The organism is Spirulina subsalsa PCC 9445 (assembly GCF_000314005.1).
Lineage (GTDB): Bacteria > Cyanobacteriota > Cyanobacteriia > Cyanobacteriales > Spirulinaceae > Spirulina_A > Spirulina_A subsalsa.
This window is the reverse complement of record NZ_JH980292.1, coordinates 600,195-613,897: the sequence shown is the minus strand read 5'-3', so window position 1 is coordinate 613,897 and position 13,703 is coordinate 600,195. Positions and strand designations below refer to the sequence as shown.

8 protein-coding genes are annotated in these 13,703 nt (G+C 45.8%); 4 read left to right on the top strand and 4 right to left on the bottom strand.

Going from position 1 to position 13,703, the window contains the following annotated elements; genetic code table 11:
* Nucleotides 1-96: 96 nt before the first annotated feature.
* The 4 genes from SPI9445_RS0103195 to SPI9445_RS24165 all read right to left on the bottom strand — a co-directional run bounded on the left by SPI9445_RS0103195 (nt 97) and on the right by SPI9445_RS24165 (nt 6,186).
* Nucleotides 97-969, bottom strand: coding sequence for an oxygenase MpaB family protein (locus tag SPI9445_RS0103195; protein ID WP_017303276.1), 873 nt, complete (start codon nt 967-969; stop codon nt 97-99).
* A gap of 103 nt (nt 970-1,072) precedes the next feature.
* Nucleotides 1,073-2,518 carry a DUF1802 family protein gene (locus SPI9445_RS0103190; RefSeq protein ID WP_017303275.1) on the bottom strand — a complete coding sequence of 482 codons (1,446 nt, stop codon included), beginning with the start codon at nt 2,516-2,518 and terminating at the stop codon, nt 1,073-1,075.
* Complete coding sequence (locus tag SPI9445_RS24170; protein ID WP_017303274.1) at nt 2,511-5,375, bottom strand: P-loop NTPase fold protein; 2,865 nt, start codon at nt 5,373-5,375, stop codon at nt 2,511-2,513. Before SPI9445_RS24170 ends, SPI9445_RS0103190 begins: the two co-directional genes overlap by 8 nt.
* Before the next feature lie 145 nt (nt 5,376-5,520).
* On the bottom strand, nt 5,521-6,186 hold the full coding sequence (locus SPI9445_RS24165) for a hypothetical protein (RefSeq protein WP_017303273.1): 666 nt from the start codon (nt 6,184-6,186) through the stop codon (nt 5,521-5,523).
* A gap of 248 nt (nt 6,187-6,434) precedes the next feature.
* Between SPI9445_RS24165 and murG the strand changes: the two genes are divergently transcribed.
* The 4 genes from murG (at nt 6,435) to SPI9445_RS27250 (ending at nt 13,692) form a co-directional block, all read left to right on the top strand.
* A complete protein-coding gene (gene murG / locus SPI9445_RS0103175) occupies nt 6,435-7,484 on the top strand; it encodes an undecaprenyldiphospho-muramoylpentapeptide beta-N-acetylglucosaminyltransferase (protein ID WP_017303272.1) in 1,050 nt (349 codons plus the stop codon).
* Nucleotides 7,485-8,360, top strand: coding sequence for a DMT family transporter (locus SPI9445_RS0103170; RefSeq protein WP_017303271.1), 876 nt, complete (start codon nt 7,485-7,487; stop codon nt 8,358-8,360).
* A 38-nt stretch (nt 8,361-8,398) separates the two neighbouring features.
* Nucleotides 8,399-9,562, top strand: a complete 1,164-nt coding sequence (gene dnaN / locus SPI9445_RS0103165; protein WP_017303270.1) for a DNA polymerase III subunit beta — start codon at nt 8,399-8,401, stop codon at nt 9,560-9,562.
* 542 nt (nt 9,563-10,104) lie between these two features.
* A complete protein-coding gene (locus SPI9445_RS27250) occupies nt 10,105-13,692 on the top strand; it encodes a Dor-1 like family protein (protein WP_237747919.1) in 3,588 nt (1,195 codons plus the stop codon).
* The last annotated feature ends 11 nt before the right edge of the window (nt 13,693-13,703 follow it).

Sequence of the window (13,703 nt, the reverse complement as noted above, 5' to 3'; positions counted from 1 at the left end):
TGTGACAGTTTTTGGGGGAAGATCCAAGAGTGTTAAGAAAACTTGATAAAATTCCCCAGCAGCCAGCAGGGGATTAGATTAGTTTTTTTGTTCTTACTATTCCCGATTCAACTCCTCCAGCATAGCCAACGGTCCGACATCCTTTAAGGTGTGGCCCCCGGGATAACTGAGATGTTGGCGGTCTAGATAAAAATCCGGTCGTTGCCGAGGGGGAAAATAGCGGAGTAGATATCCTCGCCATTTAAGCGTGTTAGTCACGATAGAACGCTGATAAGCGGGGAGAGAAGGCAAACCAAAGGCCTCCAGCATAGACTCATCGAACATCGCATAAATCAAGGGTCTGAGAGCAGGTCTAAACACAGCAGGGAACCAATGGAGAAAGATTTGAACCGTTGATTCTCCGACCCTAGCATTAGCCGCACAATAGCGGAAATATTGCTGTTCATAGCTTTGATTATACTGCTCAAATAAGGCGTAATTTTCGGGGATATCTTTTATCCCCATTTCTTGACCCACAGCACACCAAAAGTAATACATCGCTAACTTTTCCGTTTCGCAAAGAGGCCGCCAGCCAAAACGCTCAATCCAGCGAATCGGCTCATAAATAAAACCAGACAAAACATATAAATAATCCTCATTTTTGATCAAAAAATGCTGATGAATTTGATTCATCCGTTGGAGTGCCGCTTTGCCTTCTCCTAGCAGATACCCGTACTTAACCATACGAGAAACGATTAAAGCTGTATCATCATAACGTTTTTGTCCGTGGTGATGAAACTCTCCAGTTTTATCAAGAATTTTGCTAATACTGGGTACACAAAAAGTTTTCATCAATGCTAGTTCTAAGGCTTTATTAATATCCCAGGAGAACTCATAGCCCGTCAAGAAATGATAGATTTGCTCATAATCTTGAGTTGGGTCTAGTTTTTGAATCAATTTTAAACGATTGAAACGCTGAGTTAGAGGCATTTTGGGTTTGTTGGGGGTTTCACTTCATGTCAGGTGTGTCAGACCTCATTTAGGCAAAAATCAACTATAGCACTTCTAGCTGAGTTGTAACATTTTCGGGAATTTAACCCAGGTAATCCTCATCAAGACTACGCAACAAATAAAACCGCTTTCTCCCATCGGCTGTTTTTTCCCATCCTAAATAGCCAATGAGCGGAGAGCTTAATTCAATTAAGATGTCTTTTAATTCCGCTTCACTCAGAGACTGAGGAGGATCAGAACTATCATATTTTCCCCGAATATATTCTAACCCAGCAGGCTCGTTAATCTCTTGGATTAATTGCACTAAATGCAGGCGAATTTTTAAGCTCGTCCACACCTCCTCAATGTATCCTTGAATTTTTTCATCAGACATTTCTCCAAAAGGTTCTTTTTCCAAACATTTTCTAAACTTCCATAAATCAACAGAACCGGGATATTGTGCCTTTAGTGTCACCAAATTTTCCAGCGTTTCTGGTCGAATCACATTCATTTTATGCTCTTTAGCCGCTTGTTCTGCGTCACGGGTTAACTTGCCTGCGGCACAGATCAATTTTAAGCTCTGCTCAAATTGTTTTTGTCCTAAATGAGTGACCCCTAAATGAATCAGTTGGGATGTGACTTTGTTCGGTACACTTTCTTGTTGCGTTGCCTTACATTCTCCCACAATAGAGTAGGGAAAATCAGCATAGAAATCAATACCGCCAGCGCCTCCGGTACTGTTGGGATCTAAGTTAGCTTTTGGGGTGGGGTTGGTGTTGCGAAACCCTAAAAATAATAGACTTTGACGCACTAATTTTTCAAACTCATGACCTTGGCTAGAGTTGCCTGTTTCAGCGATGCGCTCTTTCCAGTCCCGTTCCTCCAAAATAGGAGGGGGAGGGGGAGGGGTTGGGGTGTTTTGCTCTTCTGGGGGGGGAGAGGGGGGTTCTGGTGGCTCTGGAGGGGCAGGGGGAAGGATTTCTGGGAGGGGTGCAGGTTCTCGTTGTTGCAGTTGTTGACAGCGTTGTTGAAAGATGTCGTCGGTTAGGATGGGGTGACTGCGGGGAGTGGCGATCTTATCCCCCAAGGGCACAAAATCCCCCAGGGCCTCCCGCACATCCCCCAACGTGGGAATTTCCAGCACTTCCGGCAGTTCATACACCCGGAAATAAGCCAAGAATAAATGGGGGCGATCTTGCAAATGTTCCTGCAATCCTTGGGGAGTCCAAAGAGTAGCTTGAGCGAGAGTATCGAGATCAGAAGCGTTCACCAGTTCACAATTTTTACACTCAACCCACCCTTTAATCTGAATAGGATCTGTCAAGTTTTGGAGATGGGAAGATGGGGAAAAATTCAGCGAGTTAGGGTGATAGTAATTGCGCTCAATTAAGTCCCCCGAAAAAACCGGAATTAACGCAAAGCGTTGACCACTTCTCAGGGACTTTTTCGCCGGGAGTGCAATCAATTGTTGTGCTAACAGTGCTTCAATATCAAGATCAAAAGCACAAAATCCTAATGAAATGGTTTCAGAAAGTATTGAACTATTCATGGGTTTCTATGGCAACGACATCCGCAGGATATTCAAATAAGTCAACTATTTTTTTGATCACTGTAACCACTTGATTAGCACTCCACATCGTCTCAACATAAAGATTCGTCCCAGATATTTTTTCCGCTTTATTCAAATCTTCTGGCTTGGGACTAAAGTAATAATTTTTCCTTCCCCTTACCGCTTCTTGAACTTTATAAAAGTCTTTGGCGTGGTTCAGTTTAATCAAAATACAGACATTGATTAGAAAGTCTTTCCAAGACTCCGTTTCATACCGTTCTCCATTGAAATGAAAAGCGACAATTGTTTGACCAGAGTAGCTTTTCTCAAACCATTGTTTTTCCGGTTCTGGTGTGGGGGGAGGGGTGACAGGTGGACTTTTTTCTGCCGCAGGAGAGGGCGCTTTTTGTTCAACTTTGACAGATTTTCCTTTCTGACTCGATGCTTTCGTTTTAGCAGGAGTCTGGGGTGTTTGTGATGAAGATTTTGCCGACTTTTTAGCCGTCTTAGCAGGTGTTGTGGTGGATTTTTCCACAGATTGGGTTTTCCCTGATGTGGCTTTAGCGGATGGCTTAGAACTCTCGGATTGCTCAACGGCTGGGGGTGGGGATTTTTCCGCAGATTTTGTTTTCCCCGATGTGGCTTTAGCGGATGGCTTAGAACTCTCGGATTGCTCAGATTCTACTGTTTTAGATGATTCCTCCATCTTTCCTTTCCCAGCAGTCGATGTTTTAGCTTTACCCCTTTTTGCGGTCTTAGATGACGTAGCCGCATTAACTTTTGTCTGGGTTTCTTGGGTTTGGGTTTCTTCTGTGGGAGGATCTGGGGTAACAGCAACGGCTGAACTTATTTGTGGATTATCTGGTGTTGTGGGAGTAGGTGACACTATTTCACTGCTATCTGAACTATTGGGGAGATCAAAAACAATCTCACTGTTCATTAACTCAGCATCCTCTGAATTCTGCTCATCCTCCACACCAACCTCATCCATAAAATCTTGAATTAAGGAGTCAATATTACTGGCAGGATTACTCAGAATTTCCCGCAACAAAGGATTCTCGACAGTGATTTCTTTCGCCAGGGTCAAAATATCTTGTTCTTCCAGCTTGTAATAGTCACGCTGTTGATAAACATTATAAAGCTGAATGAGTGGTTTAACGTCTTCTAGTTTCAAGTCTACCCATTCCCCCCCCAGTTTTTGGACAAGGAATTCTAAATAAGCATGAGAATCCCAATTTTCCTTAATTTTTTTCTCATGGGAACGAACTAAACACCCGCGATTAAACCCAAAGGTTTCATAGTCAATAATCCGACTCATTCCTGCACCGACAGATAAACCGTGAGTATTTTGCAATACCATCAGACCAATTTTAATTTCTTTCCCTTCATCTGTGACAATAATTTTAAAGTTAATCCAGTTATTATTTTTTGATTTAGGAGTAATGTCTTCAATCCCCTGCACTATCATTTGTTTGAGCAATTCTCCGGTTGATGTTGTACCTTGTAGAGCTTCCCCAATCAGGGTACTAAAGCCAAATCGTAGAACCTCACCAATAAACTGATTATCTTCGAGATCGTCGCTATAATCATCCTCTGTTTCCCGATTTAAAGCAAACTCAAAGCGGCTTTTTGCGTCCGCAGGTAAGGGATCTTCTGCCACTTTGAAGTTCTCCGCACACCAACGCAATGCTTCTCTAACGGTTGGCTTGTTCGTTTGTGCATATTGTGTTAGTTCAGCTTCATCAAAGGGATATAGTTCATTAGGCGGAACAACTTCTTTTTTTCTGTAAAATAGGTTAAGATAGAGTTTAGCTAGCTCAACCATTGATGTCCCATTAATAAACGTTAACTCTATCGCCTTTTTCTGGTTGAAGGTTTCGATTCTTTCGGGAGTGCCTCCGGGCAAACTCATGATACTGCGGAACGTATCGGGTAACATTACGGATAAAATAACGACCCCTTTTCCGGTTTTAGACTGTTCTAATGTGTCGTATAAGGATTTAATTAAAAAGGCGATGACTTGGTGAGACATAAACCCACCCTCATTATATTGATCACTTTCTAGTTCATCAAAACAAATGAGAACGGAACTGTACTCACCAATTAAACTAAGAACCTGTTTAATAAAACTGAGGGCTGTTTTTTCTTGACTGTGATTCAGATGTTGAGAATGAGGGGGTAATCCTAAGTATTTAGCGTGGGATTCTTCAAGCTGATCTCCCACTAACCACTTTTCCGCATAGCTCGAAGCTTTTAACGAAAGTGTGCCAATTACGGCACGAATAATATAAGGATCAATTCCGGGTTTTCGTTCTTTAATTTTTGTCGTTAAAGCATCAAGGAGGTTTTGACTTTTGTTTAAATAAGTTTGATGAACTTGGTCAAATTTGCGAATAAAACTTTTAGTAGATTGTTGGTTTTTAACAACACTATTCATCATAGCCGATGCAATCATTTGCCACTGGGTCACTCCCTCATGATTGGCTCGACTTAGACTATCAACAATTGTACGCAAAAAGTAAACATGAACCTGATTTAAGTCTGTATAACTGAGAACATTTGCATAAATAAAAGTAAAATCAGATTCTTGTAAGAGTTGGCGACGAATGCGATTGAGTAAATGAGTTTTGCCTTGTCCTTGCTGTGCCGTAATAACTAAAGAGGTAACTTTATCATCGGTTGTGCGCACTTGTTCTAAGGCTTTTAAAACGGCATCGGAGGCATGATCATTTAAGGAAGGAACATCAGGAAACCCACGACCCCATACATTTTGTTCTCGGACAATGCCTGCTTTACTAAAAATATTCTGGCTTTGAATGGCCGCGTGAACGGCTTCGATGGGTGAATTTTTAGCCATGATTTATTTATATAATCCTGTGAAGTGACCAATAACAGGTAATCTGCTACACCACAACGCTCTGTTGTGGGGTGGGGTGCTGCATAAAAAGAGAGGGGTTAAGCAGAAGTGAGTTAATAGGGGTCAACTCACTTCTGGCGATGAATTACCCCAAGCGTTTAACGTAATAACGGAAGGCTCCCCCAGTGAGAGTAATGGAGTCTTCCTGCTTGTCTGGGGTCATGTCTGGCATTTCTCCAGCCATCAGTTGAATCAAGTCGTCCTTTTGCATTTTGACCAGCCAATCATTAAACTGGGTGCGTTTAATGCGATCGCCTATTTCCCGACGAATGCGATAAATCGGCACTAAATCGCCCAAGTTATAGCCTTGATTGAGTTCATCGTAAACCGCAAAAACCACCGATTTAAACTCATCATACTTGCTGATTTTAGGCGCGGCCTTCTGGCTGGGTGCAACTCCTCCCCCCTTCGTGCCTCTAATCCAGCGTAACAAGGCATTGGGAACTTTTGTCCCCACTTGATTCCCCACAAAAACAAAATCCGGACTTTGTAATCCGGTTTCTAACTCTTGAAATCCCTTGTCCGTCAAAGCAAACTTAACAGAACGTTTGTTCTGAATCGTTTCAATAGCTCCTGACTCTTCCAGCGCTGTCAGTGCAGGTTGATAGTCTTTCGCATACTTCCCCAGTCGTTTGTTCAAGTCTCCGCGCTTAACAGGGGTTTCCTTTCCATCCATATCCCATAAATATAGCAAGAGGCGCGTTTGTGCTTGTTGAACATCAACTTTGGACTCTTTTGTTTTGGGTGACATACTTCGCCCTACCTATCCTTGATAATGTGAATCGTGTAGTGGTATTATCCTTAATCCATCCCCGATTATAGGGTTTCTCTCACAAAGATTTTTTATTACTCGATCAAAAAAAAATTAATCTATACAGAAGTTAAAAAAACGCCACATATCTTGACACAATCAGCCGTTAGTTCTGATCTCCAGCCCTATGATATAACTTGATCATTCCACCCCCAGCCTATCTCAGATCATTTGTCCTAAAAAGTTTTATGCGTTTACTCATTGCCGCTAGTGGCACCGGAGGCCATCTTTTCCCCGCGTTAGCCGTTGCACAACGCCTCCCCCAAGCCGAAATCAACTGGTTAGGTGTTCCCAACCGTTTAGAACAAACCCTCGTTCCCCAAACCTATCCCCTCCACCTCATCCCCATTGAAGGGTTTCAACAGCGTTTCAGCCTGAAAACCCTGCGCATCTTCTGGCAACAAATGCGCTCCATCTGGCAAGTGAAAAAACTGCTCAAAACCCTGCAAATTGAGGCCGTATTCACCACCGGAGGCTATATCGCCGCCCCCGCTATCCTTGCCGCCAAACTCCAAGGAATCCCCGTCATTCTCCACGAATCCAACGCCATCCCCGGCAAAGTCACCCGCTTACTTGCTCCCCTCTGCCACACCGTCGCCATTGGGTTTCAGAATACCGCCCGTTTCCTCCCCCCCGCTAAAACGCGCTGGGTCAGTACTCCTGTTCGAGATAGCTTTCTGACTCCCCAATCTCTCGACTTTCCCATCCCCCCAGAAGCCCCTCTCATCGTCGTCATGGGGGGTTCTCAGGGAGCCGTTGCCCTGAATCGTTTTGTCCGTCTCTGTGCCGAATCTTGGCTAAAAGCCGGGGCTTACATCGTCCATTTAACCGGAGAACAAGACCCAGACGTTGAGAGTTTCCAACATCCCCATTATTTCCCTCGACCGTTTTATAATAATATGGCCGGACTGTTGCAACGGGCGAACTTAGCCATCAGTCGGGCTGGGGCGGGGACTTTAACCGAATTAGCGGTTACTCAAACCCCTGCCATTTTAATTCCCTATCCCTACGCTGCCGAAGATCATCAATATTACAATGCGATCGCCTTTGAAGAAACAGGAGCCGCCCAAGTCTACCGCCAAAAAGACTTAACCCCCGAACACCTAGAACAACAAGTTCTAGACCTCCTCAAAACCCCCCAGCAATTAACCCAAATGGCACAACAGGCCGCCCAATTAGCCGTATTAGACAGCGCAGAACAACTTGTGCAGTTACTCACCTCTCTTCAATCCCCTTAAATGACCCCTAGAAATCCCCGAATTCTCGCCTACAGTTACGCCATTGTCGGCGTTAGTATTATGGCAGGCTTAGGCGTATTTGTTAAACAAATTAACGCCCCCGTTTCCCTTATTGTCCTAGCGCGATTTTACCTCGGCTTCTTATTCTTCCTCATTTATTTACTCATCACCCGTAAAATCCAACTCATCCAACCCTTTCAAAAATCCTTTCTTCCCCTCATCTTAGGCGGACTAAGTTGGGCAGGCTTGATGTTTTCCTACACCCAAGCCATCCTTTTTACCTCCCTTAGTTACGCCGTATTTCTTCTTTATCTTGCCCCCTTTATTGCCACCGCCATAGCCTTTTTCTGGCTCAAAGAAAAACTCACCCTCTCTCAAAGCCTCGCCCTCATTATTGCCTTCCTCGGGTTTATTTTTATCCTCGATTTCGACCCCACCCAAGGCGGACAAAACCTCATCGGCTCCTTGTGGGGACTCCTATCCGCCCTTGCCTATGCTAGTTTTGTGATCATCAATCGCAAAATCCCCAACCATTGCTTATCCCAGACCCGAATTTTCTATCAGTTTCTCTTTACTAACCTCTTCCTCCTCCCCTTGTGGCTAGAATTTAAGCTACAATTTCTCACCCTGAGTAATACCTTCTGGTTAGTCGGAGTTGGCTTTTTTCATGGCTTCCTAGCCATCACCTTAATGATTACCGCCGTTCGCTATTTAAAAACCTCAGAATATGGGGTTATTTCCTATGTAGAACCCCTCCTTGCTGCCCTCCTTGGATTTCTCCTCTACCGTGAAAGTCTTTCCCTATTACAAGCCATTGGAGGCCTTTTAATTTTAGGCTGTGGCGTGAGTCAAGTATTCTTGACTAAACCTTCTTAAAATGCTACAATTAAGGGCTTTTGATTATGACATCGCCCATGAAACTCGTTTGTAGCCAAAGTGACCTGAACACAAATCTTTCCTTAGTGAGTCGTGCTGTTCCCTCCCGTCCGACTCACCCCGTTTTAGGAAATGTCCTCTTGATTGCCGATGAAGACACCCAAAAAGTTAGCTTAAGAGGATTTGACTTAAGTTTAGGGATTCAAACCAGTTTCCCGGCTGAAGTAAGCGAAGGAGGAATAATTACCCTCCCCGCTAAAACCTTGGGTGATATTATCTCGAAATTACCGGAAGGAGAAATTACTCTCGCTCAAGCTCAAGAGACAGAAGAAGAGGGAGAAAATACGATTATTACCTTAACTTCTACCTCGGGCAGTTATAAATTACGCAGCATGGACGCCGAGGAATTTCCTGACTTACCAATGGTTGAAGAGGGGGAATCCATTTGCTTACCTGCACAAGCCTTAGCTGAGGGGTTGAAGTCTACAATTTTTGCAGCTAGCACCGAAGAAACTAAACAAGTGTTAACGGGAGTTCATGTTACGTTAGGGCAAGATGCTATTGAATTTGCTGCCACCGATGGCCACCGTTTAGCTGTGGTTGAAACGCCGAATGAAGAGAGTACAGAAACGGTTGAAGCGGGGGATAAATTAGAGGTAACAATTCCCGCGAGAACGTTAAGAGAATTAGAACGAATTTTAAACTCGCGCAATAATAGCGATTCTGTTGTTCTACAGTTTGATGAAAGCCAGATTGTTTTTGAGCTAGGAAATCAACGCATTACGAGCCGGAAATTAGAGGGAGCTTACCCGGCGTATCGGCAGTTAATTCCTCAACAATTTGGCAATCAGATTAATGTAAACCGTCGTCAATTCCAGAGTGCTTTAGAGAGAATTTCTGTGTTAGCAGATTCTAAAAATAATGTTGTGCGCTGTGTGATTGACAATGAAAATCAGCAATTATTTTTGTCGGTTGAGTCTCAGGATTTAGGCAGTGGACGAGAGTCTATGTCTGCGCAAATTACCAGCAGCAATCCCCCAGAAATTGCTTTTAATGTTAAATATTTGATGGATGGTTTAAAGGCACTTTCGAGCGAGGAGATTTGCATTCATCTGAATGCACCGACTCAGCCTGTGATTTTTACCCCTCTGAGTGGGTTGAAAATGACCTATTTGGCAATGCCTGTTCAATTACGGGAGTAAAGTAAGTTTGGTGGTTGAATGGGGAATCCCACACTATAATCTCTGATTCAGTGTGGGAGGATGTCAGGATATCTTCTCTCTGATGTTCCTGGGTTATGATTTAGGCAAGGCCTCTCAGTAGGGTTTGCTGAACCAGTCGGGAAGTGAGAGTCAGGAGTCGTGAATAGGCACTTGTGCCAGTTCTAGATGATCTGTTCCAGAATCCGGCGTTCCCTTGTTTGAGTCTAGCGTTTGCTACGCAACGCGCAGCGTCTCGCAGAGAGTGTTTTTTTCAGCAAACTCCAAGTGTTGAGTCAAAAATTTCCCAATGTATCGGGAGAGTGTCAAGATAATCTAAAGATAAATAGGGTCTGCTGAATAACTCTGCTGGTGGGGCTAGGGAACAGGGAACGGGGAACAGGGAATAGGGGGAGCAGGGGAATAGCCAAAACTCTTAACTATTGCCTTTTCCTGACTCCCGACTCCCGACTCCCCAACTCTCGGACTTATTCAGCAAGCCCTAGATAGGGCGTTTCCGCTTTGCGTACTTTTACAATCTGGGTTTGACTGTGACTTCACCAACGGATATTCACGCACTGATTGCAGAAATTGATCAGGTTTTGACTGGGGTTAACGCCAAGGCAGGAGAGGTTAACCCCCAACAAGTGCATCAACAACAACTCCATCAACAACAGAGGGTTTTAGCGAAAATCCGTCAGTTTCTGTTGTTCTCCCAGCCTTCGGAAGGAAATGCCCCCAATCCAGTCCAGATGGGGAGAGTAGGGGGGGAAGAGACAGCCGAGGCGATCGCCCAGGCCGTCATGCGACAGATGAATCAACAGCGCCATCAGTGGATTGAACCCTTACAGATGGAGTTAGAAACCCTGCGTCAACAACGTGAGGCCTTACTCCATGAGATCCGCAAGCTCGAAAGTCAGCGTCAACAGATTACCGGGGATTTTGTTCAGGTGTTACTCGCCCGGTGTAGTGAAGGGCTTCAGCAACAAATGGCGCGATCGCTCGAAAGTTTCACCCACCAACTCCTGCCCCTCCTACAGGAAAACCCCCAAAATGCCGCCCTGCCCCCCAATCTCAACCCCAACCCCCTACAACAACTCGAACGTCTCGAACAATTACGAGAACTCCAGCGCCAATTTGATCAACTGTTGATGAGTTGGGATGCCACCGTGCGCCGCGTCTTCCAAACCCTAGAACAGGATCTCCAAGCCTATCGTTACTCCCTCGGCGAAAATATCGCCGATCTCCACAACCTAGGGGAACAAAGCGTCAATTTATTCCAGGACTACCTAGAACAACTCACCCCCGCCCTAGGAACGCCCCTCTCCCTCCCCTCCTCCTCCGACCCAGCCCCCGCCCTCCCAGAAGCCCCAGAAACGCCCACAGCAGAGCTTTCCCTCGAAAATGCCCTCTACCCCTTTGCCGGGGTAGAAATCCCCCTAGAAAGGCATCATTTCGACATTTTAGACCGTTCTGAAGCCGCCAAGGTACCCGACACCCTCGCCGCCATTCTGGATCTCGATTTAAGCGACACAGAAGCCAATCAAGTCCTCCAGATTGCCCCCACAGAACCCACCCCCGAAACCACTGCAACCCCCCAGGCCGGCGAAATGTGGGAAGCTTGGGATGAGCAGTTATTCGGCAGCAACTCCGATCTATTCACCACCGAAACACCCCCCCCAGAATCCGATCTCGTTCTCACCCCCGAAGAATCCCTACCTCCCACCCCCGAACTCGTCTTTTTTGAGGGAATCAGCCCCGATCAACCCTTAGAAACCGCTCTCTTTGGGGAGTTAGAAGATCCTGCCACCGGGTTAAAAGACTCCTCTGGGTTGGTCTTGCGGGGAGATGTCACCCTCGAAACCCTGCTCTTTGAAGAAGTCCTTACTTTACCCGCCCCCGCAACCCCGGCCGAATTATCGCCAGCAGAAGACAAGTTCGGGGAAAACCGCGAGGAGGAGGATGAGGAGATTGTCACCACCGCCTCATTAACCCTGTTGTTAGATCAGGTGTCGGATTTAGTCGTCCGTTCCCCCGAACAAGCAGAAGAGATAGAACAGAACATTGATGAGTTTCACAATCCAGAACAAGAGGAGTTACTCGTCTCAGAAGAGGAAACCTCGGTTCTGCCTCATCCTGTATTAGATGAAGTGTTAGGAGAGGAAACCCTCCAACATCTCAACGAGGATTTAGTAAGTTTTGAACAGTCTCCAGTAGTGGCTACACCCGAGGAAAAAATTGCCCCTGCTGTTGTCCCGGATGAGGAAGTAGCACCCACTCAGGTAGAACCTACCGAAGAGTTAGAAACAACAACAGAATCCACTCGGGTAGAACTTACCGAAGAGTTAGAAACAACAACAGAATCCACTCGGGTAGAACTTACCGAAGAGTTAGAAACAACAACAGAACCCACTCGGGTAGAACCTACCGAAGAGTTAGAAACAACAACAGAATCCGTTCCTGATCAGGAAGTAGAATCGCCGGAAGCAGTGACTTCTGTCCCCCCATCCCTAGAAATTGTGTTAGACGAAGAGGAAGCAGAGGAGGGAGTGGTTGCCGTTGCTCCACCCGAGAACTTATCCGGGGTGGTGGTGATTCAGTCCTTGTCTGATTTGCTGTTACAGGAAGCAGAGGACGAGGTGGAAGTTGTCGAGATTGAGGAAAAGGAAGAAGAAGAACCCGACGAGGTTTTTGTGTCTCGGGATATGTGGGACTCTGATGATACAGCTAGCAGTCCCCCTAATTCTAATCCTGCCTTTGCTCGTCCTTTAGCCATGAATGATGGGGGGGAGGGGGATATATGGGGAGAACCGGAGGTTGCACAGGGGTCTAGTGTTAGTCCGGCCGAGGAGGTTGTTCCTGTACCGGAAACGGAATTAGCTGCTCCTGTTGATGAGTTAGTAGAATCCCCTGTTGAGGAGGTTTTAGAAGAAGAGGAAGTGCTTCTGACTGCTCCTGTTGATGAGCTAGTAGAATCCCCTGTTGAGGAGGTTTTAGAAGAAGAGGAAGTGCTTCTGACTGCTCCTGTTGATGAGTTAGTAGAATCCCCTGTTGAGGAGGTTTTAGAAGAAGAGGAAGTGCTTCTGGCTGCTCCTGTTGATGAGTTAGTAGAATCCCCTGTTGAGGAGGTTTTAGAAGAAGAGGAAGTGCTTCTGACTGCTCCTGTTGATGAGCTAGTAGAATCCCCTGTTGAGGAGGTTTTAGAAGAAGAGGAAGTGCTTCTGGCTGCTCCTGTTGATGAGCTAGTAGAATCCCCTGTTGAGGAGGTTTTAGAAGAAGAGGAAGTGCTTCTGGCTGCTCCTGTTGATGAGCTAGTAGAATCCCCTGTTGAGGAGGTTTTAGAAGAAGAGGAAGTGCTTCTGACTGCTCCTGTTGATGAGCTAGTAGAATCCCCTGTTGAGGAGGTTTTAGAAGAAGAGGAAGTGCTTCTGGCTGCTCCTGTTGATGAGCTAGTAGAATCCCCTATTGAGGAGGTTTTAGCGCAGGAGGAGACAGTAGAACCGACTGTTGAAGAGTGGGAAACTAGCTCACCAGAGGCAGAAAATCCCCCCGGAGAGGTTCTCTTATCCTTTACCCCACAGGAGACAGTAGAACCGACTGTTGAAGAGTGGGAAACTAGCTCACCAGACGAGGGAAATTTTGAACCGGAAAGGGTCTTAGAACAGCCTCACGAGGACGAGATGACCCATCCCTTGACACTAGAGACACCGGACGAAGTTTCCCCCTCAGACGGGATTCACCTATCGACAGAGAATGACTTAGAACCGAATGTAGTTGATCCTGAGAGTTGGCCTGAAGATCCGAATTCGTCCCTGTTGGATTTACCGACGGAGGAAGATTGGGAAGAACTCCCCATGAATGGAGTGGCAACGGATCCGGTGGTGACGTTTGTAGATGCGGGAGATTTTCACCCCTTGGATCCTCTAGATCCCCCTGAAATGGTTTTTGAGGAGTTGCCCCCTATTGCAGATTTATGGGACAGTCCCGAGGAAAGTCTAGATTTTGAAGCTGAGGCTGACCTAGAATCGGAGGAGGATTCCGATGAGGTGAGGATTATTCACTCTATTACAGAAATTACAACAGACCCCTGGAGTGAGGTGACAACTCCTTCCCCCTTTAAACATCACTCCTAACCCTCTGTCGT

What these genes read in the sequence shown, in the direction of transcription:
- SPI9445_RS0103195 (WP_017303276.1), bottom strand. Translation starts at nt 969, where the DNA reads ATGCCTCTAACTCAGCGTTTCAATCGTTTAAAATTGATTCAAAAACTA.
- SPI9445_RS0103190 (WP_017303275.1), bottom strand. Translation starts at nt 2,518, where the DNA reads ATGAATAGTTCAATACTTTCTGAAACCATTTCATTAGGATTTTGTGCT.
- SPI9445_RS24170 (WP_017303274.1), bottom strand. Translation starts at nt 5,375, where the DNA reads ATGGCTAAAAATTCACCCATCGAAGCCGTTCACGCGGCCATTCAAAGC.
- SPI9445_RS24165 (WP_017303273.1), bottom strand. Translation starts at nt 6,186, where the DNA reads ATGTCACCCAAAACAAAAGAGTCCAAAGTTGATGTTCAACAAGCACAA.
- murG (WP_017303272.1), top strand. Translation starts at nt 6,435, where the DNA reads ATGCGTTTACTCATTGCCGCTAGTGGCACCGGAGGCCATCTTTTCCCC.
- SPI9445_RS0103170 (WP_017303271.1), top strand. Translation starts at nt 7,485, where the DNA reads ATGACCCCTAGAAATCCCCGAATTCTCGCCTACAGTTACGCCATTGTC.
- dnaN (WP_017303270.1), top strand. Translation starts at nt 8,399, where the DNA reads ATGAAACTCGTTTGTAGCCAAAGTGACCTGAACACAAATCTTTCCTTA.